The following is a 26,536-nucleotide window of genomic DNA, read 5'->3' as shown; positions in this document are numbered from 1 at the left end:
AATTGTCAGTCATGAGTCGTCGGGCATCGGGCATCGGGCGAATCCTCTGCGCCCCTCGCCGTCACCGGACGTATCACGTTCAGTCGTGTCACGACCACCGGTTGATCGCCCCTGCCCGCACGGCAGTAGGGTGACGCCGTGGCTCCACGACCCTTGCATGAAATCGTCGAACCGGGCTGGGCCAAGGCCCTGGAACCCGTGGCCGGACGGATCGCCGAGATGGGTGACTTCCTGCGCGCGGAGATCGCCGCGGGACGCACCTATCTCCCGGCCGGACCGAATGTCCTCCGTGCCTTCCAGCAGCCCTTCGACGACGTCCGGGTCCTCATCGTCGGCCAGGATCCGTATCCGACACCGGGACATGCGGTGGGGCTGTCGTTCTCGGTCGCGCCCGAGGTGCGGCCGCTGCCCGGCAGCCTCATCAACATCTACCGGGAGCTGATCAGCGACTTGGGGCTGCCGCAGCCGTCCAACGGCGACCTGACGCCTTGGACCGAGCAGGGTGTGCTGCTGCTCAACAGGGCGCTCACCACAGCCCCGCGGCGTCCCGCCGCGCACCGGGGCAAGGGCTGGGAAGAGGTCACCGAGCAGGCGATCCGGGCGCTTGCCGCGCGGAGCCGACCACTGGTGTCGATCCTGTGGGGGCGCGACGCGCGTAACCTCCGGCCGCTGCTCGGTGACCTGCCGTCGGTGGAGTCGGCCCATCCGTCGCCGATGTCGGCGGACCGGGGCTTCTTCGGTTCGCGCCCGTTCAGCCGGGCCAACGAACTGCTGGTCCGTCAGGGCGGCGAACCCGTGGACTGGCGGCTGCCGTGACCGGTCCCGGCGAGCTGTCGGGGGTGCTGGGTGTGGACTCCGGGGGTTCGGGGCTGCGTGCCGTACTGGCGGTCGAGGGTGGCCGGGAGGGCCGGGGCACGGCTGTTCCGCTGAAGTCCGAGGAGCCGGTGCGCACAGGGCCGCGCGGCATCGACGCCGGGCATTTGATGGAGCAACTGGTGCCGATGGCCCGGCAGTTGATGGCGGACGCGGGGATCACCACGCTTCGCGCCGTCACCGTCGGGGCCGCTGGTTACACCTCGCTGGGCAACGCCCTGCGCGCCGACCTGCCGTCAGCGCTGGCCCGCGAACTCGGTGTGCGCAGGCTCGCGTTGGCCGCCGACGGGGTCACCGCGTATGTGGGTGCGCTGGGGCAGCGACCGGGTGCGGTGGTCGCGGCCGGCACCGGCCTGATCGCGATCGGTACGGATCTGACGCGCTGGCGCAGAGCGGACGGCTGGGGTCATCTGCTGGGCGACAACGGCAGCGGAGCGTGGATCGGGCGAGCCGGACTCGACGCGGCCCTGCGCGCGCACGACGGACGTTCCGGGGGCTCGGCCCGGCTCCTGGCGCGCGGCGAGGTGATGTTCGGCCCGGCCGGCACCTGGCCGGGGCAGCTCTACCCGCGCCCCGACCGCCCCGCCATGCTCGCGTCCTTCGCACCCGAGGTGGCGGCCTGCGCCGACGGCGACCCGGTGGCCGTGGACATCCTGGCCGAGGCCGCCCGGCACATCGCCGACGCGGCCCGCGCGGTCTGCCCCGCCGGCGGCGAGGTTTTCGGGGAGGTCCAAGTCGCCCTTACGGGTGGACTGTTCAAGATGGGCGACCCCCTCCTCGTACCCCTGCGTGCCGCGCTGACGGACCGGCTGCCGTACGCGCGACAGGTTCCGGCCGCGGGCGATCCGCTCGCCGGCGCCGTACGTATCGCCGTCGACCTGGCCGAGGACCGGCTGACGCTGCCGCGCGAGGAGGACATGCTGTACGTGATCGCGGAGACCCCCGCACCCGAGGCCCTCGCACCCGGGACCCCCGCACCATGATCCGCACGTACGCAAAGAGATCAATCCGTACGTAACTCATCAGACAAAAGCGGACGTATACCGTTCACCTGCCCCCTCCCCGAACAGGGGAGCCCAAGAAACCAGTAACATGCGGCGCCATGAGCTCCCCCACTGGGCCCGCGTCCGGCCTGCCAGTACGAATGCCGCGACCCCGCCAGTCCGGGCGGCACCGCCGTCCGGAGCCGCTGGCGGCTCCCGAGGGCGCGCCCGCGCTCGTCCTCGCGGTGCCCGGCACGCCCAGCGGCGCCGTCCGCAGCCTCGCCGACGAGGTCGTGAGCATCGCGCGCTCCGAGCTCCCCGGCCTCGATGCGCGGATCGCGTACCTCGACGGTGACGACTCGGAGTTCCCCACGCTTCAGTCGGTGCTCGTGCACACCGCCGAGGAGCGCACCGCCCGTTTCGAGCAGGCCCGCGCCGCCGGTGTGGATGTCCGCGAGCCGGAGGGCCCCGTCGCCGTCGTCGTGCCGCTGCTCGCCGGTCCGGACAACGCGTTGCTGCGCCGTATCCGTCAGGCCGTCATGGAGAGCCGTGTCGCGGCCGAGCTGACCGATGTGCTCGGCCCGCACCCGCTGCTCGCCGAGGCGCTGCACGTACGGCTGTCCGAGGCGGGTCTGGCGCGCGCCGACCGTGCCCGCCTGTTCACCGTGGCGACCGCCGCGGACGGCATCATCCTGGCGTCCGTGGGCGGCGAGGAGGCCGTACAGGCTGCCGGGATCACCGGCATGCTGCTCGCCGCCCGCCTCGCCGTGCCGGTGATGGCTGCGGCGCTCGACGAGGAGGGCGCGATCGCGTCCACCGCCGAGCAGCTGCGCTCCTCGGGCTCCCAGCAGCTGGCGCTCGCGCCGTACCTGATCGGCCCCGAGCTCGACTCGACGCTGCTCGACGCCGCCGCGAAGGAGGCCGGCTGCTCTGCCGCCGAGGGGCTCGGCGCGTACCCGGCGATCGGCAAGCTCGCGCTCTCCAAGTACACGACGGCACTGGGCATCGCCCCGCAGCAGCCGCAGGGCGCGCCGGTCCGCTGACCCTGGCACACCCCGTACGTCGATGGGCCCGCTCCTCTCGCAGGAGCGGGCCCATCGACGTGTCCGCCTTCGTACGGCCTGGCGGTAGGACCTGGCCGATCGCTACGCATGACGCCGCCGGCGCCTCTCGGTACCGCGCCGTCGGGGCGGCGGTAGCAGCCGACGATCAAAGGTCTGGAACAAACCGACCGCCTGTGCGACACACAGCCTGGTTCGTGTTCACGCCCCCATCGTCGAGGAGCCCCGCAGCGGCGTGGCCAGCGCGGCGAGCGCCCGCTCCAGGCCGTGCAGGTGGGCGAGGGCCTGCTCGGCTCCCGCGTCGTGGCCCGGCACCGCCTCGCCCAGTGCCTCTGCGTCCGACGCCACCGCACGCTCCGGCACCGCACCGACCAGCCCTTCGATCGCCGCCTCGACGCGTCCGCAGGCGGCGATGAGGCGGGCGTCGTGCGAGGCGTCGGGGTCGGCGGCGACGACCGTGAGGCCGCGTACCTCGCGGGCGCAGTCGTCGAGGAGCGCGAGCACCTGACGGGCCCTGGACTTGCGGGCCCGCATCGGGTTGAGCGGGTGGACCAGCGGGGCGAGCGCGAACCGGACCCGGCCGAGCAGCGCCTCCAGCTCCGCGGCCCGCGGCGCGGGATCGGCGCCCAGGTCACCGGCGAGGCGCCGGGCCGCCGCCGAGGCGCAGTCGTGTACGGCGTGCACAGCCCGGGCCACCCAGCGATCGGTCACCGTGTGCGTGGTGACCGGCAGGATCAGCGCGACGGCGAGCGCGGCTCCGAGCGCACCGGCCGCGGTCTCGGCGAGGCGCAGCCCCAGCAGCCCCGGATGCAGCACGCCGAGGAGCCCGTACAGCAGGCCCGCCATGACGGTGACGAAGAACATCATCCAGCTGTACGAGAGCGCCGCGGTGTAGAAGATGCCCCACACGCACACGGCGACGATCACTGCCGTGGGCGTCGGCGCGCCGTGCAGCGGTACGGCGATCAGCAGTCCCGCCGCGATTCCGGTGACCGTGCCGACGATGCGCCGGAAGCCGCGTACCAGCGTCTCGCCGCGCGAGGCCGTGTTGACGAAGATCCACCAGGCGGTGCCGACGGCCCAGTACCAGCGCTCGTCCGACAGGAACTGGCCCGCCGCCATCGCGAAGGCACAGGCGGCCGTGGCCTGGAAGGCCTGCCGGGTGGTCGGCCGGGCGAGCCCGCGACCGCCGAGCGGGGCGGGGATCGCAGGTGGCGGAGTACGTCGCTCGATGCACCACGCGCCGAAGCGCACGGCCGAGGAGGCGGCCAGCGCCAGCGCCATCGCGGCGTACAGCTGCGGCAGTTGACCGGGTACGGCGTGCAGGAACTGGGTGATGAAGAAGGTCATGAACGCGAAGATGCCGAGCGCTTGACCACGCGGCCCCCAGCGGCGGGCGTACACACCGCAGAACACCACGGCGAGCCAGCTCGCGTCCCGCACGGCCGGCACCGAGTGCAGCACGGTCGCGAGGGCCAGCACGGGGAAGCCGACGAGGGGCAGCAGGGCGGTGGTGACCGCCTGGCCGCGCACGGTCGGGTCGCCGACCGTGAACAGCGCGAGAAGCGCGGCGAGCCCGCCCGTGATCGAGGCGGGCAGCGAGAGCCCGGCGAGTTCGGAGGCGGTCACCGCGAGGCCGGTGCCGAGCACCGCCCGCAGCGAGACCCGCAGCCGTACCAGGCCCGGATCCGGAGCCATGAACATCTTCTTCACCGTCGGCAGCCCGCCCCCTCTTCACATGGGAATGGCGCCGCGGGTCCGGATCCGGCTTCTTTGCCGTCCGGCGCTTCGCGGCGCCATGTATACCGACAAGGTAAGCAAGGGAGGGGCAGTGGCTCAACAGGCTCGTGATCGGATGGGCCATTGGTACAGTCGAGGACGATCAGCCAAGACCGTAGGGAGGCCAACGGACCATGGCCGTCGACGAACTCGACACCCGGATCCTGCGGCTGCTCCTGGAGCAGCCCCGCACCAGCGTCCGCGAGTACGCCCGCATCCTCGGCATCGCCCGCGGCACGCTCCAGGCCCGGCTCGACCGGATGGAACGGGACGGCGTGATCACCGGCACGGGCCCCTCGCTCTCCCCCGCCGCGCTCGGCCACCCCGTACTCGCCTTCGTGCACATCGAGGTCACCCAGGGCCATCTCGACGACGTGGGCGACGCCCTGGCCGCCGTACCGGAGATCATCGAGGCGTTCTCGATCACCGGCGGCGGTGACCTGCTGACGCGGGTCGTCGCACGCGACAACGCCCACCTGGAGGATCTGATCCAGGCGCTGATCAGCCTGCCGGGCGTCGTCCGCACGCGTACGGAGGTGGCGCTGCGCGAGCGCGTGCCGCACCGGCTGCTGCCGCTCGTGGCGGCGGTCGGACGCGCGGCCAGGAACTGACCGGCGCAGAAAGACCGACTGGCGGCCGAGAGCTGTTCAACGGCCGATAACCGGTCCTTGGCATCCTGGAGACCATGAGCTCTCTCGGCGGTACCGCGGTCATCTTCGATCTCGACGGCACGCTCGTGGACAGCGAGCCCAACTACTACGAGGCAGGACGGCAGACACTCGCCGGGCACGGCGTCACGGACTTCACCTGGACGGACTTCGAGCAATACGTCGGCATCAGCACCGCGGAGACGGTCGCTCACTGGAAGGAGCGGTACGCCCTCGAGGCCCCGCGGGACGTGCTGCTCGAGCAGAAGAACCGGCACTATCTGGCACTGGCCCGCACCGCCACGCACGTCTATCCGGAGATGCGGAAGTTCGTGGAGCTGCTGGCCGTCGAAGGCGTACGTATGGCCGTGGCCTCGGGTTCCTCGCGGGAGGCCATCGAGGCGATCCTGGCGGGCACGGGACTGGACGCCTCGCTGCGCACCGTCGTCTCGGCCGAGGAGGTCGCCCGGGGCAAGCCCGCTCCGGACGTCTTTCTGGAGGCGGCACGGCGGCTGGGAGCGGCCCCGGCGGACTGTGTGGTCCTCGAGGACGCCGCTCCGGGCGCGGCGGCGGCGTACGCGGCCGGGATGCGCTGCATCGCGATCCCGTACCTGGCCGCGCAGGCCGACGATCCGGCGTTCGCCACGGCGGGGTTGCTGGTGCGCGGCGGCCAGAGCGAGTTCACGGCGCGGGCCGCGTACGACTGGCTCGTACGCTCGGCTGCATCCTCCTGATCCGCCGACGCCCGGCCTGCTGGTTCACGGCTGGGTTCACGGCTGGAAGAGGATCTTCACCGCTTCCTCCTGCTTGCGCTGGAAGATCTCGTACGCGTGCGGGGCCTCCTCCAGCGGGAGCCGGTGGGTGGCGAAACCGTCGACTCCGAGGGGGTCCTCGTCGGTGAGCAGCGGCAGGATGTCGTCGACCCAGCGCCGTACGTTCGCCTGGCCCATCCGCAGCTGGATCTGCTTGTCGAACATCGTCATCAGCGGCAGCGGCGAGGCCATGCCGCCGTAGACACCGCTCAGCGAGATCGTGCCGCCGCGTCGCACCAGTTCGATGGCGGTGAGGAGCGCGGCCAGCCGGTCGGTGCCGGCCCGTTCGGCGAGCCGGGCGGCCCAGGCGCGGGGCAGCATCGACGACATCTGCTGGGCGGTCCGTCCGACGGGACTGCCGTGGGCCTCCGTTCCCACGGCGTCGATCACGGCGTCGGGGCCACGGCCGTCGGTCCGGTCGCGGATCTCCTCGACGAGTTCCTGCCGTCCCTCGTACCGCCGCAGGTCGTACGTCTCCACGCCCCGCTCGCGCGCCCGGCGCAGCCGCTCCGACACCAGGTCGACACCCATGACGACCTCGGCCCGCTGGAGCCGGGCGATCCTGCAGCACATGTCGCCGATCGGTCCGAGGCCGAGGACGGCGACGGAGCCGCCGGGCGGGATGTCGGCGTACTGCACGGCCTGCCAGGCCGTCGGCAGGACGTCCGAGAGATAGACGTAGCGGTCGTCGGGCGGCCCGTCCGGTACCTTGATCGGCCCGAACTGGGCCTGCGGGACCCGCAGATACTCGGCCTGGGCGCCCGGCACGCCGCCGTACAACCTGGTGTAGCCGAACAGGGCCGCGCCCATGCCCGAGTCGTGCACCTGAGTGGTCTCGCACTGCGTCGGCAGCCCGGCGCCGCACATCCAGCAATGCCCGCAGGCGATCTGGAAGGGCACGACGACCCGGTCGCCGGGCTTCAGCCCCTTCACCGCTGAGCCCACCTCCTCGACCACGCCGATGGGCTCGTGACCGAGGATGTCCCCCGGTGTCATGAACGGGGTGAGCACCTCGTACAGATGCAGGTCGGAACCGCAGAGCCCACTGGAGGTGATGCGTACGACCGCGTCCGTCGGTTCCTCGATCTCCGGGACGGGTACGGTCTCCACCCGTACCTCGCGCTTGCCCTGCCAGGTCACGGCCCTCATCGTGCGCTCCCTTCGCCGCTGCTCGTCGGCTGCTCGGTCATCGGCTGCTCGCCGTCGCCCCGGGCGCTCGCCGAGTACCCGCCTTCGCGACGCTCACCCGCCGGCGGGCCGGGTCAGCCGACCTTCTGGCCGGCCAGCGGAGCGGTCTCCTCGCCGGCGCCCTCGCGCATGCCCTGCAGGACTTCCTCGACCGCCTGGATCGCGGTGTACTGCGGCCGCCAGCCCAGTTCGTGGCGGGCCCGGGTGCAGTCCATGAGGGGCAGCCGCAGCACCGCGTCGAACAGCTGCGGCGAAGCGGGCACCAGGTGCAGGCCCCAGGCCGCGGCAAGGGCGGACCGCGCCGCCTTGCGGGGCATCCGCACCAGCCGGGAGTGGAACAGCTCGCCCAACACCTCGGCGTCCAGCGGCGGTTCGGCCGCCAGGTTGAACGCGCCACGGACGTCGCTCGTCACCGCGAGCCGGTACGCCTCGGCCGCGTCCTCGGTGTGCAGCGCCTGTACGCGCAGTCCGCGGACGTCGGGGAGTATGGGCAGGAGTTCGGGCCGGGCCAGCGGGCCCGGCTTGAAGCGCCCGGCGAACAGGCGGCGCTGCTGGCTTCCCGACTCCTCCTTGAAGAGGAAGGCGGGCCGCATACGGACGACGCGGGTCTCCGGCCGCTCGTACTCGAAGGTGTCCAACACCCGTTCCACATAGGCCTTTTCACGGCAGTACGCCGCTTCCGGCCAGCCGTGCGTCGGCCAGGACTCGTCCACGGCACGCTCCCTCGGGCCCGGCGAGTAAGCGCCGACCGAGGAGGCGTACACCAGCGCCGGCACCTTGGCCGTGGCCGCCGCGTGAAACACCTTCGCACTGCCGAGCACATTGGTGCGCCAGGTGACCGCCGGGTCCCGGGCGGGCTGGAGCTTCCAGGCCAGGTGGACGACGGCGTCGGCTCCCTCGAAGTGCTTGGTCAACTCGGACTCGGCCGTCAGATCCACCGCGGCCCACTCGGCCGACGGCACCGGCGGCCCGTCGGGCAGCCTGCGCGCGATGCCGAGTACGGAGTCCACCTGCGGATCCTCGCTCAGAAGACGCATCACGCTGGTGCCCACGTTCCCGGTGGCACCGGTGACGACGACCCGCAGTCCGGCTGCACTGCTCATGATCGGCTCCTCTCGGGTGGCTCCGTCACCGTGACGCGTTCCCCCTGCGCGGGAGGCAAACGTGAGCGGGGAGCCGGGTGAGATCGAAAGCGGCTGCGTACGGGCCGGAATGTGGCAGCGTGGAGGCGCAGCCCGTGGATCAGCGCCACGCGGCTGCACCCCATGAGGAACGCGAAGATCACGACCAGCAGGAGGACTTATGTCGAAACCGCCGCTCCCCGAAGCTGCCGTCGTCGTGCTGAAGAAGCCCAACCCGGCTGTCATCGCCACGGTGCGGTCCGACGGGCAGCCGGTGTCCACGGCCACCTGGTACCTCTGGGAAGACGACGGGCGGGTGCTGGTCAACATGGACGAGGGCCGCAAGCGGCTCGACCACATGCGCAACGATCCCCGCGTCACGCTGACGGTGCTCGACGAGGGCAACTGGTACACGCACATCACGCTCATCGGCCGGGTGGTGGATCTGCGCGACGACGAGGGCCTGGCCGACATCGACCGGTTGTGCCAGCACTACGGCGGGCGCCCGTACCCGCAACGGGACCGCGCCCGGGTCAGCGCCTGGATCGAGATCGACCGCTGGCACGGCTGGGGTGACCTCCGGGACAGCAGCCAGGCGGCAGGCTGAGGATCACCCCTCGAAGGCGCCCGCTCAGCGCCCCGGAGCGCCGGCGCGCAGGCCGTCCATGACAAGGTCCATGAGTCGCCCGGCGCGTCCCTGCCAGTCGTCCCCGTGGGGATCTATCTGCCAGAGCCCGGCGATGGCGAGCATGAAGTCGTCGGGGGTCATCCCGGGGCGGATGGTGCCGGCGTCCTCGTTCGCCTTCAGCAGGAGCGCGATCGCGTCGCTCACCGGGCCGTGCCCCGGTTTCGCCGGGCCGCCGGGCGCACAGGTCACTTTGCGGATCGCGTCGGCCAGCCCCACCTTGGCCATGGCGTACTGGGCCAGGCGGTCCATCCACTCGCGCAGCGCCTGGTCCGGTGCGCGGGTCTGCAGCAACTGGGCCGCGGCGTCGGCGACCTGCTGCATTTCGTGGTGGTAGAGCTCCAGGACGAGGGCTTCGCGGCTGGGGAAGTTGCGGTAGAACGTCCCCTGCCCGACACCCGCTTTCTTCGCGATCGTACTCAGCGGGACGTCGGCCGAGCGGGTCAGCTCCGCCAGCGCCACCTCCAGGATGCGCTCGCGATTCCGTTGCGCGTCCGAGCGCATGGGCGCGTCATTTCTGTCCTGCACTCGTCCTCCTTCCAGGAATCACGTCAGAGCCCGCCTTGCTAAGCGGACAACTGTCCGTTAGGTTCATGGTTACCGGACAGCTGTCCGCTTAGGTCCACCTTAGCGGCGAACACTCCTGCGCGGACGGCCGGAATCGATTGCCGACCGCATTGTCCCGTCCGGCTTCGACGCGCACCACCCACGCGAAGGAAGGCTGATCATGGCTCCAGCTCCCTCGACGTACAGTGTCATCACCCTCAACATCAACGGCGAGAAGTACTCGCTGCCCGTCGACCACCGCACCACCCTGCTCGACGCGCTCCGCGAGCATCTCGATCTGACCGGTACCAAGAAAGGCTGCGACCAAGGTCAGTGCGGTGCCTGCACGTTACTGATCGACGGACGCCGTGCCGTCTCCTGTCTCCAGCTTGCGGTGGCCGCCGAGGGGCGCGAGATCACCACCATCGAAGGCGTCGCCGAGGGCGAGCAACTGCACCCCGTACAGCAGGCGTTCCTCGATCTCGACGGCTACCAGTGCGGCTACTGCACTCCGGGCCAGATCTGTTCGGCCCTCGGGGTGATCGAGGAACACGCGGCGGGCTGGCCGAGCGCCGTCACCGACGACGTACGACCCGAAGCGGGGCCCCCACCGCTCAGCGCGGACGAGATCCGGGAGCGGATGAGCGGCAATCTGTGCCGCTGCGGCGCGTACGTGTCCATCGTGCAGGCGGTCGCACAGGCGGCAGAGGCGCAGACGACCGAGGCCGAGGCCGAGGAGGCTGCCGCATGAGGGAGTTCGGCTATCAGCGTGTCCTCGATGTCTCCGGCGCGGTCGCGCTGCTCGACGCCGATCCGGACGCGCGCTTCCTGGGCGGCGGCACCAACCTCGTCGACCTGATGAAGACCGGCGTGGAACGGCCCGCGCGGCTCGTCGACGTACGCGAACTGCCCCTCGACCGGATCGAGTCGACGAGAGACGGCGGTCTGCGCATCGGCGCCACCGTCACCAACAGCGACCTCGCCGCGCACCCCGAAGTCCGGCGCCGCTACCCGGCATTGACGCAGGCCGTGCTGGCCGGCGCCTCCGGGCAACTGCGCAACATGGCCACCGTCGGCGGCAATCTGCTCCAGCGCACCCGCTGCGGCTACTTCACCGACGTGACCAAGCCGTGCAACAAGCGCGTCCCCGGCAGCGGATGCCCCGCCATCGAGGGCGAGCACCACAACCACGCGATCCTCGGCGCCTCCGAGCACTGCGTGGCCACGCATCCCTCGGACATGGGCGTGGCGCTGACCGCCTTCGACGCCGTCGTCTCGTACGAAACCGCCGACGGGCCGGGCGAGTTGCCGTTGGCCGCCTTCTACCTGCCGGTGGGTGACACCCCGCATCTGGAGACCGCGCTGCCGCCGGGAGCGCTGATCACCGGCGTCACGCTGCCGCCCGCGCCCACGGCCGCCAACTCCCGCTACCGCAAGGTGCGCGAGCGTGCCTCGTACGCCTTCGCGATCGGCTCGATCGCCGCCGCGCTCGACGTCGAGGACGGGCTCGTACGCGACGTGCGCCTGGCCTTCGGGGCGGTCGCGTCCCGGCCGTGGCGAGCCCGGGAGGCCGAGCGGGCCCTGGCCGGGGGCCCGGCGACGGCCGATGCCTTCGCCGCCGCCGCGAACGCCGAACTGGCGGCCGCCAGGCCGCTGCCCCACAACGCCTACAAGGTGACGCTGATGCGCAACCTGGTCGTGGCCGTGCTGACCGAACTCGCCGAGGAGGCCTCCCGATGACCACGACGACTCAGGCCACTGCGGTGACGGGTGCCGTCGGGACCGCGCACACCCGCGTGGAGGGCCGCGACAAGGTCACCGGAGCCGCCCGCTACGCCGGCGAGATCCCCTTCGACGAACTGGCCCACGGATGGATGGTGTTGTCGACCGTCGCCCGCGGCCGCATCCGCTCGGTGGAGACCTCTGCCGTCCTCAGGATGCCGGGTGTCCTCACCGTCCTGCACCACGGGAACGCCCCGCGGGTCGACAGCGACTACGTCGGCATGCTGGGCACCCCGGACCCGACCGCCGCCGTCTTCCAGCACGAGCGGGTGCCGCACATGGGCTGGCCGGTGGCACTGGTCGTCGCCGAGACGTCCGAGCAGGCCAGGGAGGCCGCCGAAGCGCTCGTGGTGCACTACGAGGAAGAGCCGCACGACGTCACGTTCTCGGCCGGACACCCGGACGCATACCAGGTGGACGGCTTCATGCCGGCGGTGACGGAGAAGGGGGACCTGGAGGCGGAACTCGCCGCGTCCGCCCTCGTCGTCGACGCGGAATACACCACGCCGGAAGAGCACCACAATCCGATGGAGCCCCATGCGGCGACGGCTCTCTGGGACGGCGGCCGACTGGAAGTGGTCGACTCGAACCAGGGCACCGCCTGGGTCGCGAGCGAGATCGCGAACATGTTCTCCCTCGACCCGGCCTCGGTACGGGTGCGATCCGAGCACGTCGGCGGCGGCTTCGGCAGCAAGGGCCTCCGCGCGCACCAGGTGGCCGCCGTGATGGCCGCGACCGGCCTGCGGCGTCCGGTCCGGGTCGTCATGACCCGCCGTCAGATGTTCTCGCTCGCCGGCTACCGCAGCCCCACGACGCAGCGGATCAGGCTCGGCGCCCGTGCCGACGGACGGCTGCGCGCGCTGGACCACAGCTCCCTGAGCCTCACCTCGACCGTGCACGAGTTCGTCGAGCCGAGCGCAGGGGTGGCACGGGTGATGTACGACGCCGACGCCCACCACACGGCCAACCGGGTCGTACGGCTCGACGTGCCGACCCCGACGTGGATGCGCGCGCCGGGCGAGGCGCCGGGGTCGTTCGCGGTGGAGGCGGCGCTGGACGAGCTCGCCGAGAAGTGCGGTATCGACCCGATCGAGCTGCGCGTACGCAACGAGCCCGAGACGGGCCCCGTGTCCGGGCTGCCGTTCAGCAGCCGCAACCTGCTCGCCTGCTTCCGGGAGGGCGCCCGCAGGTTCGGCTGGGCGGACCGGGACCCGCGTCCGGGCCTGCGCCGGGACGGGCGCTGGCTGCTCGGCACCGGTACGGCGGCGGCCTCCTTCGGTGCCGGAGCCGGACCGTCCACGGCGGCCATGACGGCGGAGGCGGACGGCACGTTCACCGTGCGGATCAACGCGGCGGACATCGGCACCGGGGCCCGGACCGCGCTCACCCTGGTCGCCGCCGACGCGCTGGAGGTGGCACCGGACCGTGTCCAGGTCCGCATCGGCGACAGCGACTTCGGACCGGCGTGGATCGCCGGCGGTTCGATGGGCACCCGCTCCTGGGCATGGGCGGTCACGGCCGCGGCAGGCGAACTGCGGGAGCGGCTCGCCCTGAACACCGGCATCCCACCGGAGGGCATCACGGTGCGGTCGGACACCACCGCGGCCATCGGCGCCCTGGCCCAGAAGGAACGGCACTCCTTCGGGGCGCAGTTCGCCGAGGTCGCCGTGGACCCCGCCACCGGAGAGGTGCGCGTACGGCGCATGCTCGGCATCTTCGCGGCGGGCCGGATCGTCAACCCGCTGACGGCGCGCGGCCAGTTGGTCGGCGGGATGATCTGGGGCATCTCCATGGCCCTGCACGAGGAGGCGGTCCGGGACCGGGCCTCGGGCGGCCACTACGGCGCCGACCTCGCGGGCTATCACGTCGCCGCACACGCCGACGTCCCGCTCGTAGAGGCGGACTGGGTGGACGACCCGGACCCGGACGACCCGGTCGGGATCAAGGGCATCGGCGAGATCGGCATCGTGGGCGCCGCGGCGGCGATCGCCAACGCGGTCTGGCACGCGACCGGCGTACGCCACCGGCACCTCCCCATCCGGCCCGACCGGGTCCTGTCGGCGAACAGCGCGGGAGGCTCAAGTGCTTGACCTCGCCGACGAGTTGAACCGGTGGGTCGAGGAGGGCCGCGCCTTCGCCGTCGCCACCGTCGTGGCCGTGGGCGGCAGCGCACCGCGCAGTCCGGGCGCCGCCCTCGCCGTCGACAGCGAGGGCACGGCCATCGGCTCGGTCTCCGGCGGCTGTGTGGAAGGGGCGGTGTACGACCTGTGTGTCCAGGCGCTCCAGGACGGCGAGGTGGTGCGCGAGCGGTTCGGCTACAGCGATGAGGATGCCTTCGCGGTGGGACTGACCTGTGGCGGGGTCATCGAGGTCCTGGTCACTCCGGTGGGTGTGGACACGCCGGGCAGGGAGGTGTTCGCGTCGGCGCTCTCGGCCGCCGCAGGGGGCGAGGCGGCGGCCCTCGCCCGCGTGGTCCGGGGACCGGTCGAACTGCTGGGCAGGGCGCTGCTCGTCCGCCCGAGCGCAGCGAGACGGGGGTCCCCCCGGACGGAGCCCGGGGAAGGATCGTACGAAGGCGAACTCGGCGGGCATCCCGAGCTGGACCGCACGGTGGTGCACGAGGCCCGCGCCCTGCTGAACGCCGGCCGCACGGGCACGTTCGACATCTCCGAGGACAAGTCGCGCTGCGGGGTCGTCCTGACGGTGTTCGTCGAGTCGCGCGTGCCGCCGCCCCGCATGATCGTCTTCGGTGCGATCGACTTCGCCGCGGCGCTTGTCAGGGCGGGCAAGTTCCTCGGTTACCACGTGACCGTGTGCGACGCCCGCCCCGTCTTCGCCACGCGGGCCCGTTTCCCCGAGGCCGACGACATCGTGGTCGACTGGCCGCACCGCTACCTCCGACGCACCGAGACGGACGCCCGCACGGTCCTGTGCGTGCTGACTCACGACGCCAAGTTCGACGTACCGCTGCTGGAGGCGGCCCTGCGGCTACCGGTCGCGTACGTCGGTGCGATGGGCTCGCGCCGCACCCACGAGGACCGCAACCGGCGGCTGCGTGAAGTCGGCGTCACCGAGCGGGAGTTGGCGCGGCTCAGGTCCCCGATCGGGCTGGATCTCGGCGCCCGTACGCCCGAGGAGACGGCCCTGTCCATCGCCGCCGAGATCGTCGCGGTACGACACGGCGGCTCGGGTGGCCCACTGACCGGCTCGGCGACGCCGATTCACCGTGACGCGCGGTCCACGTCGATCGCGCCCGAAAAGCAGGAAGTCCCGTCAGCGGGTCCGGGTCACCGTGCCACCGCGAGCGCCTGCTCGGCGTAGCCGCGGCCGAACAGTACGGCGTGTACGAGCAGGGGGAAGAGCTGGTGCAGGCCTACGCGGTCCGTCCAGCCGTCGGCGAGCGGCGCCGCGTCCTGGTAGCCGTCCAGCACCCGGTCCAGGTGGGGGCAGCCGAACAGGTGGAGCATGGCCAGGTCGGTTTCCCTGTGGCCGCCGTGCGCGGCCGGGTCGATCAGCCAGACGTGTCCGTCGGCGCCCCACAGCACGTTGCCGTTCCACAGGTCGCCGTGCAGCCGGGCGGGCGGCTCGGCAGGGCCGGCCAGTTCGGGCAGTCGCTCACAGACACGCTCGACGACGGTCGCCTCGGCCGGGCGCATCGTGCCGTCGTCGACCGCCCGCCGCAGGTATGGCAGCACCCGGTGCTCGGCGTACCAGCGTGGCCAGTCGGTGCCGGGGGCGTTGCGCATCGGGGCGAGGCCGATGTACGCGTCCTCGGGGCCGCCGGGTGGTGGGGCACCGAACTCGGGCGCGCCCGCGGCGTGCAGGGCCGCCAGGTCGCGGCCGAACCGGACCGCGGCCTCAGCGCTCGGGCGCCCGGACGGGACGCGGTCGGTCACCAGCCAGCGCTCGTCGTGGCCGTGCACCGCCGGGATACGAACCGTGCCGGTGTCCGCCAACCAGTGCAGCCCCGCGGCCTCGGCCCGCACCGCGCCCGGGGCGTCGCCGCGCTTGACCACTACCAACTGCCCGCTGTCGAGGGTGACTTCGGCGAGCGTGCCGGACAGCTGGCGCTCGCCGGTCGCCGGGCGCCCGGTGAGGCGGGTCGCCGCGGCAGCGGGGCCCTCGCCGTCTTCAGCGGGCGGACGGGCGGTCATGCGGGTTGCCTCCGGCGGTTGGGTTCGTTGTCGGGTGCGGGTTCGTTGTGGCTGGTCGCGCAGTTCCCCGCGCCCCTGGGGTGGGTGGTGGGTGCGGGGTTGTGGGCCGGTGCGTCAGCCCGTCGCAGGGCGGGCATACGGCCCTGGCCTGGTACAGGGTGCGGGTTCTCCGAGACAGAACCTAAGCGACGGGCATACGACGCACCGGCCCACGACCCCTCCCGCCGGAGGGAAGCTGCGGGTAGTCGGGGGTGCGGGCTTTCCCGGAGCGCGGGGAGTCGCAGGCTTTTGCTTTTCAGGGGCGCGGGGAACTGCGCGACCAGCCACAACGCACCCACAGCCGCGACACGACCTGTCACCCCACCCCCTGGCGGGGGCCTGGGGCGCAGCCCCCCACGCGGCGGAGCCGCAAATTGACGCAGCCGGGAAGGGGCGGGACTGGGGAACTACCACAGACCTACGACCGGCGGCGAGGCTTCCCCCGCTTGCCACCCTTCGCGCCGCCGGCGCCGCTTCGGGGGCTTCTGCCGGTCGATGTGGGCTTCCGGCGGGCGTCCGCCGCTTCGCGGCGCTTGGACTTCGGCTGTGCCGGAGGCGGGGTGCGGCCGCGTGTGCTGTTGACCGTTCGGCCGCGGACGATGCCGATGAAGTCCTCGACCAGGTCGGTGGTCGCGTCCTCGGGCCACGCCAGCGCGACGCTCGACTGAGGGGCGTCGACCAGCGGCCTGTACGTGAGGTCCTTGCGATGGTGCAGACGGGCCAGCGACTGGGGGACGACGAGGAGGCCCACACCCGCCGCCACGAGTTCGATGGCGTCCGCCGTCGTGGCGGGGCGCTCGAGGGCGGGCCGTCCCGGTAGCTGCTCCCACTCGAGGACGTCGTCGAGCGGGTGGAACACGATGTCGTCGGCGAGATCCGCGACGCTCACCTCGTCCGCCGCCGTCACCAGGTGGTCCTTCGGGACCACGACCACCGTCGACTCGGTGTAGAGGGGGATCGCGCTGAAGACCGTACGGTCGACCGGAAGCCGTACGACCCCCGCGTCGGCTCCACCGCCGCGTAACACGTCGGATGCCTCGGCGGCCGACACGTCGACGAGGGTCAGCGGGACGTCGGGCAGTCGCTCGCTCCAGATCCGCACCCATTTGGCGGGCGTCACCCCCGGAACGTACGCGAGGCGGAACGTAGGGGATGTTTCCGAGCCTGTCACCCCGCCAGGTTACCGGGCGTGGCCGGAGACCCCGTACGCGGTCGACAGCGGAGCCCGGCGGTCCGGTACGCGTCCCGTTCCGAGGATGGCGTTGCCCCCGCCCTACCGCGAGGATGCTCCTTCGCGCAGCAACACCCCACCGCACGCGGGCCGAGGAGCCGGAGGAGCTTCCGATGGGTTCACACGCAGCGCCGAGCCGCCGTAGGCGCGCCCTGTTGGTGCCCGTCGGGCTCTTGCTCCTGGCCGTGCTCCTCGGCGTCCCCCGTGCCGACGGGGCGCCTGCGCCGGCCGACGCCTGCCGCACCACTGGCACCGAACTGCCGCGCGGCGACTGCGGTCCGTTCTGGCAGGTCCTCGCGGAGGACTTCAACGGGGACCGGGTGCCGCTGGGCGCGTTCAGCGACTGCGATCACCATGTCGACACCTCGGCCGCGTACTGCGGGGGCCTGAGCGGTGCGTACCGGGACAACTGGTGGGCGTATCCGACCGGTTGGCCCGACACCGCGCGGGACCGTAACCGGGACGTCGTGGGTGTCTACCACCCGGAGGACACCGTGAGCGTAGGTCCCGCTCAGAACGGCGACGGCAGGATGCGCATCCGGATGTGGCGGCCCGCCGACGGAGGTCCCGTGCATGCCGCGGCAGTGGTACCGCGTGCCGTCATGCAGATGAAGTACGGCAAGTACAGCGCCCGTATCAAGGTGACGAAGCTCGCTCCGGGCTACAAGTCAGCGTGGCTGCACTACGGCGGAGGCTGCGAGATGGACCACCCTGAAGGCGAGTGGACCGGCGACCTCACCGCCTTCCACCATCCGTGCGGCGGGGGCGAGCAGGGCTACTTCCCGGGCGCCGACGACTGGACCGAGTGGCACACCGTCTCGACCGAGTGGACGCCGGGACATGTACGGTTCTTCGTGGACGGCCGCCAGACGGGACACGACACCCGAGGCGTACCGAACCGCCCCCTGTCCTGGGTGCTCCAGAACGAGAGCGCCCTGCAGGGTCCGGGTGCGGCTCCGGGCAGCAGCGCCCAACTCGAGGTCACGTGGGTCGCTGCGTACGCCTACGGCTGGAAGTGATCCCGTACGGAATCAGGAAGGGGCTGATGGAGATCGCCCTTGCCTGATGGCCCATCAGTCGGACAGGCGGGCAAGCTAGCCTCGGCGCATGCTCTTTCGTCGTAGCCATGACAGCCTTTCCGCCCTGCCGCGTGATCCGCGAGCCGACGAGTACCCGATGCCGCCCGTGCCCTACGGGTGGTACGCCGTTCTCCGCAGCGCCGAGCTGCGCCCGGGCAGGGTCGTCAACCTGCACTACTTCGGACGTGCCCTCATCGCCTTCCGCGGAGCGGACGGACAGCCGGCCGTACGGGACGCGCACTGCCCGCACTACGGGGCGCATCTGGGCGTGGGCGGGAAGGTCGTGGACGGCACCGTGGAGTGCCCGTTCCACGGATGGCGATTCGGTACGGACGGCAAGTGCGTGGAAGCACCGTTCGCGCTCCGGACCCCGAAGGTGTCCATCGGCGGCTTTCCGGTCCGTGAGCACAGCGGGCTCGTCTTCGTCTACGCCGGACCGGGCGAGCCGACGTGGGAGGTGCCGGAGATCCCGGAGGCGGCGGCCAGGGACTTCGCCGAGCCGATCGACGACACCTGCCGGGCGCGTATCCACGTCCAGGAGATGCGCGAGAACATCGTGGACGAGTCCCACTTCCACTTCATCCACGGCCAGAGCGAACCACCCGTGCAGGACCTGCGGCCGGACGGACCCTTCGCCGAGGTCCGCGGCCGGATCGGGCGGCGCGTTCTCGGCCGGGACATCAACAACAGCTTCGATGCGTTCATGTACGGACCCGGCGTCATGGTGGTCCGCTCCCATGGCCCCGTCCTCTCGGTCACCGCGGTCGCCCTGACCACCCCTGTCGACGACCGTACGAGCGAGATGCGAATGCTGTACTACCTCCGCAAGCCGGCGCGGCTCCCGTTCCTGGTCCCCCTCCTCAAGCTCGTCTTCCGGGCGGAAGCCCTGGGCGAGGTGCGCGAGGAGGTCCGGATCTGGGACCACAAGATCCACCAGCCGCGCCCGGTTCTGCTGCCTCACGAGAAGGGCATCAGGGCGCTGCGACGCTGGTACGCCCAGTTCTATCCGTCCGAGGTCCCGGCCGAGCAGCTGCGCGACCTCACCTCGCGTTCCGAGGTGGAAACCCGGGTCGGGACAGGGAGCGACTAGGCAGCCCTTTCCTCGACTGCGGCTCCTTCGCCGCCCGCCGTCCAACCTCTTGACGTGTCACTGACAACAATGGCTTGATGGGTTGGGAGCGCTCCCACCTCACTCGGAGAAGGGAACACCATGCGCAGCACCCGCCACTTACCCTTACGGCTCGTTCCGGTTCTCGGCCTTGTCGCCGCCCTGCTCCTCCCCCTGCTCGGCCTCAGCGCCCCGGCTCATGCCGCGCCCACCGGCTTCCGCATCGAGAACGGCCGGCTGCTTGAGGCGTCCGGGAACGACTTCGTGATGCGGGGCGTCAACCACGCCCACACCTGGTATCCGGACCGGATCAGCTCCCTCGCGCACATCAAGGCGAAGGGCGCCAACACCGTACGTGTCGTCCTCTCCAGCGGTGACCGGTGGACCCGTAACGACACCGCCGATGTGGCGAACGTCGTCAGCCAGTGCAAGCAGAACCGGCTCATCTGCGTCCTGGAGGTCCACGACACGACCGGTTACGGCGAACAGAGTGGAGCCGTCACGCTCTCGCGGGCCGCGGACTACTGGCTCAGCGTGCAGAGCGCCCTGAGCGGCCAAGAGGACTACGTCATCGTCAACATCGGCAACGAGCCGTACGGGAACACCAATTACGCGGACTGGACGGCCGACACCAAGGCGGCCATCCAGAAGCTCCGGGGCGCCGGATTCGACCACACGATCATGGTCGACGCGCCCAACTGGGGCCAGGACTGGGCGTTCACCATGCGCGACAACGCCGCCTCGGTCTTCGCCGCGGATCCGGACGCCAACACGATCTTCTCCATCCACATGTACGGCGTCTTCGACACCGCCGCCGAGATAACCGACTACCTGAACCGCTTCGTCGCCGCGAAACTCCCCATCGTGGTGGGCGAGTTCGGCCACGACCACTCGGACGGCAACCCCGACGAGGACGCCATTCTGGCCACCGCCCAGCAGCTCGGGCTCGGCTACCTCGGCTGGTCCTGGAGCGGCAACGGAGGCGGAGTCGAGTACCTGGACATGGCCACGAACTTCGACCCGAGCCGGCTCACCAGCTGGGGTCAGCGGATCTTCAACGGCGCGAACGGCATTGCCGCTACCTCCGAGGAGGCCGCCATCTACTCCTCCGCATCATCCTGAACAGGTCCACCTGCTCACTGGCCCGACCGCGCCCTGGGAGGTCGACATCGAACGACCTCTCAGGGAGCGATGTTGTGGTTCAGGCGGAACAGGTTGCCGGGGTCGTAGCGTCGTTTGACGGACGCCAAGCGGTCGTAGTTCTGCCGGTAGTTGGCTCGCACCCGGTCCTGGTCGTCGGCGTCCATGAAGTTCACGTAGCCGCCCCCCGCCGAGTATGGCTCCAGTGCTGCTGCGAAGGCGCGCGCCCAGTCGATGTTCGCCTCGCACTGGGCGCGGGTCGGCAGGGTGGGGCTGAGGGCGGTGGAGAAGTCGGCGTCGCGGTAGGCGAACGCGGTTTCCTCGGGGCCCACCCGATGGCAGGCACCGTCGATGGGGAACACAACCGTCGCACTCTGGATGGTGGGCGTGGTCGCGCCGTACTCGGTGTAGGCGTCGATCGCACCGTCGGGCAGGCCTCTGCTGAAGGAGCCCTTCCAGTAGTGGTAGAGGCCGGCGGGCAGCAGCTCGTCGAAGAGCGTGTTGATCACGGGGTACGGCATGCGCGCGACGTGCTGTCCCACGACCGGGCCGAGGCCGGCGAGCCGGGCCAGGATCCGGTCGTCCTCGTCCTCGGGGCCGCTGAAGCACGTGAGCACCCCGCACATCGGCCGACCGTGCCAACGCTCCGGCAGGAACGGCAGCGGAGGACCGAGCCCGACGACCAGCAGGGCGTTGAACTCCTCGGCGGAATCGGCGATCAGTTCGCGGTAGGCCCGTATCACGTCACCGTCGAGCGGATAGAAGGTCGGTCCGCCGAGAATGTCGGCCACCGGGTGCAGCCGGTACTCGAAGGATGCGACGACCCCGAAGTTGCCGCCTCCGCCGCGTACGGCCCACATCAGGTCGGCGTTGTGCTCGTCGGTGCAGGTCACGAATGATCCATCGGCCGTGACCAGGTCGACGGAGATCAGGTTGTCACAGGCCAGCCCGCACCGCCGGGCCAGATGGCCCATGCCGCCTCCGGTGGTCAGCCCGCCGATTCCCGTGGTGGAGACGACACCGCCGGTGGTGGCCAGGCCGAAGGCGTGCGTGGCGTGGTTGAAGTCGGCCCAGGTGCAGCCGCCCTCGGCCCGAGCCGTGCGCCTCTCGGGATCGACCCGGATCCCGCGCATGGCGCCGAGGTCGAGTACGACACCTTCGTCGCAGGTGCCGTAGCCGGGGACGCTGTGGCTGCCACCGCGCACGGCCAGCAGCAGTTCGTGGTCCCGGGCGAAGTCCACGGTGGCCCTGATGTCGCCCGCGTCGGCCGCCCGCACGATGATCGCCGGCCGCTTGTCGTGCATCGCGTTGTAGACCGTGCGGGCCTCTTCGTAGTCCGGGTCCCCGGGCTCGATGATCTCGCCCCGGACCGCCTCCCTCAGTCGCTGTGTCAGCGTCTCGTCGAGGGCGGGTGTGTAGGTGGTCATGGCCCCCACCGGCTTTCCGTGTGGTCGGGGAAGGAGTACGGCACCGTTGTAGGCACAGAGCCCGTCTCCGCTCATCGCCCGAACGGCCCATGTCGCCGGGACGGGCATGGCAAGAACAGCCCATGCGGCCGGTCGGATGCGGAGCCGAGCGGACTTGCCGAAGTCCGGTGCGGCCCTGCGCCCCTAGACCGATACGGCCCTGCGCCGCGGGGTGCGACCAGCCACGACGGACCCTCAGCTTTCGAACCGCACTTCCAGCGGAGCGCTTAGGCGAGGCCGTGGGTGTAGGCGTACGCCGTGGCCGCGGCCCGCGACGGCACATCGAGCTTGGCGAAGATGTTGTTGAGGTGTCGCGCGACGGTGTGCTCGCTGATCATCAACTCGGAGGCGATGGACCGGTTGGTCCGGCCGGCGGCGACAAGGCGCAGCACCTCGGCCTCCCGCTCGGTGAGCCGGCCCGGGAGCTGATCCCGCACTGCGCTGAGCAGGGCTGCCGCCCGCCGTGCATCGGGTTCCGCGCCCAGCCGCTCGAAGGCCGCGTGCGCGGCCTTCAGCTCCAGCCGAGCGCTTTCATCGTCCCCCGCCGCTCGGTCGGCGGCGGCGAGTGTCATACGGACCTGAGCCGCCTCGTACGGGACACCGAGTTCCCGCCACAGGGACAGCGCCCGCCGCAGCAGGGGCTGCGCGCGGTCGAGGTCGCGCTCGGCCAGTGCCACCGCGCCGCTTGCCTGCGCGGCGGTCGCGTGCAGCACGGTCGTCCCTGACTCACGCCGCTGCTGCCACTCGCGCGCGGTCGACGCCAGTTCGCCCGCCGCCGTACGGGCCTCATCCAGCTGACGGAGGGCAAGACAGACCTCCACCTGAGCCGCCAGCAACCGACAGCGCTCGAGGCGGCCGGGTCCGCCGCTGTCCTCCCCGGCGAGGGCGAGCCGCAGGGCGGCGGACGCGGTGGTGGCCTTGCCCTGGGCGAGCCGCAGCAGGGCAAGGCCCGGCTGCGGATCCCGGCCCAGTTCGTGGGCGCGCTCGTACGAGGCCTCGGCCGCGGCCAGGTCGCCGCGCCGTCGCTGGATGCCGCCGGCCAGATAGAACGCCTCGGCGGCCATCCGGGCCTCGTACGGCAGCAGCTCCCGGCAGGTCACGGTCGCCTCGCTCTCCGCGGCGGGCCAGTCACCGCGCAGTTCGAGCACTTCCACCCGATGGACGCGGCACAGTCCCCGGAAGTTGTTCTCCTCGGGCATCGACGCGCACCAGGCCATCGCGGCGTCGGTCCACTCGACGGCGCGTTCCAGGTCGGCGCAGGCCATGCACTGCTGAAGGCCCAGGCAGTAGATCCACCCGGTGAAGAACGGGCTGAGCTCGCCCGCCATCACCGAGCACATGACCTCGTCGAGCAGGTCAAGTCCACTGGCGATCCGTCCCTGGGCCAGCAGGACACTCACCTGCGCCTCGATGCTCATGGCAAGCAGATCGTCGCTGCCGCAGCGCTCCGCGATGTCGGCCATCCGACGCGCGCAGCTCATGGCCTCGCCGAACGCGCCCCGCCGCTGTGCCTCTTCTGCCTCGACCCAGGCGAGATAGCACTGTTCGACACACTCGGGCTCGCCGCTCAGATGGCGGCGCGCCCGGTGCAGCCAGCCCGCTGCCGCTGCCGTGCGGCCCGCCAGTTGATGCTCGTAGAAGAGCATCCAGGCGCAGTACCCGGCCCGACGGTCTGCTCCCGCCGCGGCATAACCGGAGTAGGCCGCCATCCGTGCCTCGATCGATTCCGGAACACGGCTGGTCCACCAAGCGGCGTCGGCGAGCGCGGCAAGGTCGTCAGGAGTCAGCCGGTCGTGGTCGAGGTCACGCAAGGCGGCATACGCCTCGGCCCAAGCCTCACGGGCGACCGCGTCCCTCGCCTGCTCGATCTCGTGGCAGAACGCCTGCGGGGCCGCCTGTTCGCTGCCGGTGGTCTCCTCGGACATGGTGCCTCCCTCCTCGCCCAAAGCGGGCCGGACACCACTCACCAGGATAGAAGCGCGCGGCCCCGGCAGAGCCGGCCGATGTGCCGGCGACGGAGTGCAGGGAGCCGCTGAATCCCAGATGGGCGAGGCCGATACGCGCCCACGCCTCGCCGTCCCACACCAGGGCCAGCGGCGTCCCGCGGGTTCTGCCGGAGCGCCCTTCCTCCCCCACCGCCCAGGCGAGTGTGGGCCCCGCGGCGGCCAGGCCGGCCAGGTGGTCGGTCTCCGCGCACTCCGGCGCTGCGACGGCCTGCCACTCATGGGCTTCCCGAACGTCCTGGCCCAAGACACCCGTGTCCCGGACAAGGTCACCCGAGGAAGCCCCGGCAGCCCCACCGCTCGCCGAGACGAGCCCCGGCACCGAGCACTCCACTGATGAAACGCCGTCTTCGCACGAGGTCCCCCCTCTTCGGCGGCCTGCAGAGGCAACAACGTGAACCAGTGCGCCGAAGAACGCAACAACTCCACACGAAACTGGCCCAGTTGTGGCCAACACTCGAGATCCCGAAGCCGTACTCATGGCTCGTGCGTGATCTCTCTTCCGGGAGTGGCCGACCCCTTCGACTCACCCGCGGACATCACGCCCACCAACGCCACACGTAGGACAACTGATATGTGCACGACTGTTGTCCAGACCGGTGAGACACGGCTTACATAGTAGGAAAGCGCCCCCGAAAGCGCTTTCGTGCACCACGGAATCCGGCCGACCCATGCGGGTGTCCAGCCGATGAGGGGTGTCCATTGATGAGACCAACACGCCGTCTACAAGGGAGAATCGCAGCAGGCACGCTCACGCTGGCGCTCGCTGCCAGTGGCTGTGCCGGTGGTTCCGGTTCCGAAGATTCCTCCGATGACTCCATCGTGATCGGTGTCTCCTTGCCCCTCACCGGTGACTTCTCCGAACCCGGCAAGGGCGTCGAACGCGGCTACAAGGCCTGGGCGAAGATCGTCAATGACAAGGGCGGACTCCTCGGCCGCAAGGTCGAGTTGAAGATCCTCGACGACCAGTCGAATGCCGACCGCGTCGTGTCCGACTACGAGCAGCTGATCGGCAGGGACGAGGTCGACCTGGTCTTCGGCCCCTTCTCCACCCGGCTCGTCGTCCCCTCCGCCCGCGTGGCCGAGGAGTACGGCATGCTCTTCGTCGAACCGGCGGGAGCCGCGCCGGAGGTCTTCGACCAGGGCTTCAAGAACCTCTTCTACGCCGCGCCGGCCGTCGCCAACGACCACTACAACCACCTGGCCGACTACATTCTCGCCCTGCCGGCGGGCGAGCGTCCCAAGTCGGTCGCGTACGCCGCCATGGACGACCCTTTCGCCCAGGGAACCGCGTACGGACTCAAGGAGAAGCTGGAGAAGGGCGGCATCAAGACCGTCGTCGACGAGGTCTATCCGCCCAACACCACCGATTTCGGCAGCATCGCGGCCAAGATCGCCGACTCGAAGGCGGACATGGTGGTGGGCGGTTCGCAGTACCAGGACGGCGTCAATCTGATCGTCGCCCTCCAACAGCTCAACTACCAGCCGAAGATGGCAGCCTTCTCCACGGCGCCCACCGAACCGGAGTTCGCGAAGGCCATCGGCAACAAGACCGAGGGCATCCTCGCGCCCACCGGCTACACGCAGAAGGCCGACTATCCGAGCAACAAGGAGTTCGTCGAGAAGTACACGAAACAGTTCGGCAAGGCCCCGGAGGAGGACGAGGCCAACGCGTACACCACCGGCCAGGTGGTCGCGGCGGCCGTAGAGGCCGCCGACTGCGCCTCCCAGGACCCCGAATGCCAGAGCAAGTTGGTCGACTGGCTGCGCGGCAACGAGGTGGAAACCGTCGTCGGACCGCTGAAGTGGGACGACAAGGGCCGCCCGCAGAGCGCACACATGATCCAGCAATGGATCGACGGGGAGATCCAGATCGTGCTCCCCGAAGCGCAGAAGGAAGCGGATCTGGTCCACCCCAAGCCGGCCTGGTGAGGCCGGCGTGCCCTCCGCGAGCCTCGTCTTCCAGAGCGTCGTCCTCGGTGTGCTGCTGGGAGGGCTCTACGCCCTCCTCGCCGCAGGCCTGACCCTCTACTTCGGCGTCATGCGCGTCGTGATGATCGCCCACTCCGCCTTTCTGATCCTCGCCGCCTACCTCGCCTGGTACGCCCACCGGGAGACCGGGATCGATCCGCTGCTCACCCTGGTCGTCACCGTGCCGCTGTTCTTCGCGGCGGGCGTCGCCATGCAACGGCTGCTCCTCACCCGGCTCCGCCCCGCGACCCTCACCATGATGTCGGTGCTGCTCACCTTCTCGGTCGCCCTGACCATCGAAGGCCTCCTCGGGTACGCCTTCAGCGGCACCCAGCGCCGGATCCGGCTCGGCTACAGCTCGGCCGGCTTCGAATTCCTGGGGGCGAGGATCGCGGCGGTCAAGCTGATCGCCTTCGGTATGGCCGCGCTCGCCCTGCTGGGGCTCTATGTGCTGATGAAGCACAGCCGGTTCGGCCAGGCGCTGCGCGCCACCATCCAGCACCGGGAAGCCGCCCAGCTGCTCGGCATCGACACCGACCGGATCGCCGGCTACGGCTTCGGCCTCGGCCTCGCCACGGCGGCCGTCGGCGGCACGGCGCTCGCCCTCGACACCACCATCTATCCGTCACTGCACTGGCATTGGATCGGCCCACTGATGGCGATCATCGTCGTCGGCGGACTCGGCAGCGTGCCGGGAGCCGCCATCGCCGCCATGACGCTGGGCATGCTGCAGAGTCTGCTCCAACTGGAGCTCTCCACCACCTGGGCGCAGACCGTCTTCTACGTCGCGCTCTTCGCCACCCTGGCCTTCCGGCCCCAGGGATTCTTCGGGGGGCGGCTTGCGCAGAGGTTCTGAAACCCCGTTCCG

At 71.0% G+C, this 26,536-nt stretch carries 23 protein-coding genes; 15 read left to right on the top strand and 8 right to left on the bottom strand.

All coding sequences use genetic code 11. The features are described 5' to 3' along the window. Positions 1-138: 138 nt before the first annotated feature. The 3 genes from IEZ21_RS16910 (at position 139) to IEZ21_RS16900 (ending at position 2,899) form a co-directional block, all read left to right on the top strand. Positions 139-816 (top strand): uracil-DNA glycosylase, encoded by a 678-nt coding sequence (locus IEZ21_RS16910; RefSeq protein ID WP_189322716.1) that lies wholly within the window; start codon positions 139-141, stop codon positions 814-816. Further along, entirely contained in the window at positions 813-1,856 is a 1,044-nt protein-coding gene (locus IEZ21_RS16905; protein WP_189322715.1) for an N-acetylglucosamine kinase, read from the top strand. Before IEZ21_RS16910 ends, IEZ21_RS16905 begins: the two co-directional genes overlap by 4 nt. A gap of 119 nt (positions 1,857-1,975) precedes the next feature. Next, positions 1,976-2,899 (top strand): sirohydrochlorin chelatase, encoded by a 924-nt coding sequence (locus tag IEZ21_RS16900; RefSeq protein WP_189322714.1) that lies wholly within the window; start codon positions 1,976-1,978, stop codon positions 2,897-2,899. A 219-nt stretch (positions 2,900-3,118) separates the two neighbouring features. Here IEZ21_RS16900 and IEZ21_RS16895 read toward each other — a convergent pair whose 3' ends face one another. Further along, entirely contained in the window at positions 3,119-4,621 is a 1,503-nt protein-coding gene (locus tag IEZ21_RS16895; RefSeq protein WP_189322713.1) for an FUSC family protein, read from the bottom strand. Positions 4,622-4,830: 209 nt separating this feature from the next. Between IEZ21_RS16895 and IEZ21_RS16890 the strand changes: the two genes are divergently transcribed. Then, positions 4,831-5,307, top strand: coding sequence for an Lrp/AsnC family transcriptional regulator (locus IEZ21_RS16890; RefSeq protein ID WP_033318679.1), 477 nt, complete (start codon positions 4,831-4,833; stop codon positions 5,305-5,307). A gap of 74 nt (positions 5,308-5,381) precedes the next feature. Beyond that, positions 5,382-6,077: an HAD family hydrolase gene (locus IEZ21_RS16885; protein ID WP_189322712.1), complete on the top strand. Its 696-nt coding sequence runs from the start codon at positions 5,382-5,384 to the stop codon at positions 6,075-6,077. A 36-nt stretch (positions 6,078-6,113) separates the two neighbouring features. Here IEZ21_RS16885 and IEZ21_RS16880 read toward each other — a convergent pair whose 3' ends face one another. Further along, positions 6,114-7,304, bottom strand: a complete 1,191-nt coding sequence (locus tag IEZ21_RS16880) for a zinc-dependent alcohol dehydrogenase (protein WP_189322711.1) — start codon at positions 7,302-7,304, stop codon at positions 6,114-6,116. Positions 7,305-7,417: 113 nt separating this feature from the next. Then, complete coding sequence (locus IEZ21_RS16875) at positions 7,418-8,446, bottom strand: NAD-dependent epimerase/dehydratase family protein (protein ID WP_189322710.1); 1,029 nt, start codon at positions 8,444-8,446, stop codon at positions 7,418-7,420. A 199-nt stretch (positions 8,447-8,645) separates the two neighbouring features. On the opposite strand from IEZ21_RS16875, the gene IEZ21_RS16870 reads away from it, so the two are divergent. Continuing rightward, positions 8,646-9,071: a PPOX class F420-dependent oxidoreductase gene (locus IEZ21_RS16870; protein WP_189322709.1), complete on the top strand. Its 426-nt coding sequence runs from the start codon at positions 8,646-8,648 to the stop codon at positions 9,069-9,071. A 24-nt stretch (positions 9,072-9,095) separates the two neighbouring features. Here the strand turns inward: IEZ21_RS16870 and IEZ21_RS16865 are convergent, their stop codons facing one another. After that, on the bottom strand, positions 9,096-9,653 hold the full coding sequence (locus tag IEZ21_RS16865; protein ID WP_189322902.1) for a TetR/AcrR family transcriptional regulator: 558 nt from the start codon (positions 9,651-9,653) through the stop codon (positions 9,096-9,098). A 223-nt stretch (positions 9,654-9,876) separates the two neighbouring features. On the opposite strand from IEZ21_RS16865, the gene IEZ21_RS16860 reads away from it, so the two are divergent. The 4 genes from IEZ21_RS16860 to IEZ21_RS16845 are packed head-to-tail and all read left to right on the top strand — an operon-like array spanning position 9,877 to position 14,798. Beyond that, a complete protein-coding gene (locus tag IEZ21_RS16860) occupies positions 9,877-10,446 on the top strand; it encodes a 2Fe-2S iron-sulfur cluster-binding protein (protein ID WP_189322708.1) in 570 nt (189 codons plus the stop codon). Then, positions 10,443-11,435, top strand: a complete 993-nt coding sequence (locus tag IEZ21_RS16855) for an FAD binding domain-containing protein (RefSeq protein ID WP_189322707.1) — start codon at positions 10,443-10,445, stop codon at positions 11,433-11,435. Before IEZ21_RS16860 ends, IEZ21_RS16855 begins: the two co-directional genes overlap by 4 nt. Further along, positions 11,432-13,567 (top strand): xanthine dehydrogenase family protein molybdopterin-binding subunit, encoded by a 2,136-nt coding sequence (locus tag IEZ21_RS16850; RefSeq protein WP_189322706.1) that lies wholly within the window; start codon positions 11,432-11,434, stop codon positions 13,565-13,567. The genes IEZ21_RS16855 and IEZ21_RS16850 overlap by 4 nt, the downstream gene beginning before the upstream one ends. Continuing rightward, entirely contained in the window at positions 13,560-14,798 is a 1,239-nt protein-coding gene (locus IEZ21_RS16845; protein WP_189322705.1) for an XdhC family protein, read from the top strand. Before IEZ21_RS16850 ends, IEZ21_RS16845 begins: the two co-directional genes overlap by 8 nt. On the opposite strand, the gene IEZ21_RS16840 is transcribed toward IEZ21_RS16845, so the two are convergent. Then, on the bottom strand, positions 14,765-15,631 hold the full coding sequence (locus IEZ21_RS16840; protein WP_189322704.1) for a fructosamine kinase family protein: 867 nt from the start codon (positions 15,629-15,631) through the stop codon (positions 14,765-14,767). The genes IEZ21_RS16845 and IEZ21_RS16840 overlap by 34 nt on opposite strands. Before the next feature lie 457 nt (positions 15,632-16,088). Further along, the gene (locus IEZ21_RS16835; RefSeq protein ID WP_189322703.1) at positions 16,089-16,841 is read right to left on the bottom strand and encodes a LysR family transcriptional regulator substrate-binding protein; all 753 of its coding nucleotides are present in this window, start codon (positions 16,839-16,841) and stop codon (positions 16,089-16,091) included. A gap of 173 nt (positions 16,842-17,014) precedes the next feature. Here IEZ21_RS16835 and IEZ21_RS16830 point away from each other — a divergent pair, with 173 nt between their 5' ends. The 3 genes from IEZ21_RS16830 to IEZ21_RS16820 all read left to right on the top strand — a co-directional run bounded on the left by IEZ21_RS16830 (position 17,015) and on the right by IEZ21_RS16820 (position 20,210). Then, the gene (locus tag IEZ21_RS16830) at positions 17,015-17,920 is read left to right on the top strand and encodes a glycoside hydrolase family 16 protein (RefSeq protein WP_189322702.1); all 906 of its coding nucleotides are present in this window, start codon (positions 17,015-17,017) and stop codon (positions 17,918-17,920) included. A gap of 88 nt (positions 17,921-18,008) precedes the next feature. Continuing rightward, positions 18,009-19,070 (top strand): Rieske 2Fe-2S domain-containing protein, encoded by a 1,062-nt coding sequence (locus IEZ21_RS16825; protein ID WP_213089310.1) that lies wholly within the window; start codon positions 18,009-18,011, stop codon positions 19,068-19,070. A gap of 120 nt (positions 19,071-19,190) precedes the next feature. Beyond that, the gene (locus IEZ21_RS16820; protein WP_189322701.1) at positions 19,191-20,210 is read left to right on the top strand and encodes a glycoside hydrolase family 5 protein; all 1,020 of its coding nucleotides are present in this window, start codon (positions 19,191-19,193) and stop codon (positions 20,208-20,210) included. 59 nt (positions 20,211-20,269) lie between these two features. Here IEZ21_RS16820 and IEZ21_RS16815 read toward each other — a convergent pair whose 3' ends face one another. Further along, on the bottom strand, positions 20,270-21,655 hold the full coding sequence (locus IEZ21_RS16815; protein ID WP_189322700.1) for an FAD-binding oxidoreductase: 1,386 nt from the start codon (positions 21,653-21,655) through the stop codon (positions 20,270-20,272). 266 nt (positions 21,656-21,921) lie between these two features. Beyond that, positions 21,922-23,619, bottom strand: a complete 1,698-nt coding sequence (locus IEZ21_RS16810) for a LuxR family transcriptional regulator (RefSeq protein WP_189322699.1) — start codon at positions 23,617-23,619, stop codon at positions 21,922-21,924. Positions 23,620-24,519: 900 nt separating this feature from the next. Between IEZ21_RS16810 and IEZ21_RS16805 the strand changes: the two genes are divergently transcribed. Next, entirely contained in the window at positions 24,520-25,629 is a 1,110-nt protein-coding gene (locus IEZ21_RS16805; protein WP_213089309.1) for an amino acid ABC transporter substrate-binding protein, read from the top strand. Positions 25,630-25,636: 7 nt separating this feature from the next. Beyond that, complete coding sequence (locus tag IEZ21_RS16800) at positions 25,637-26,524, top strand: branched-chain amino acid ABC transporter permease (RefSeq protein ID WP_189322697.1); 888 nt, start codon at positions 25,637-25,639, stop codon at positions 26,522-26,524. Positions 26,525-26,536 lie beyond the last annotated feature (12 nt).

It is taken from the genome of Streptomyces flaveus (genome assembly GCF_014647675.1).
In the GTDB taxonomy this organism is placed as follows: domain Bacteria; phylum Actinomycetota; class Actinomycetes; order Streptomycetales; family Streptomycetaceae; genus Streptomyces; species Streptomyces flaveus.
Note: the sequence above shows the minus strand (reverse complement) of the source record. Positions and strands in the feature narration are given on the sequence as shown.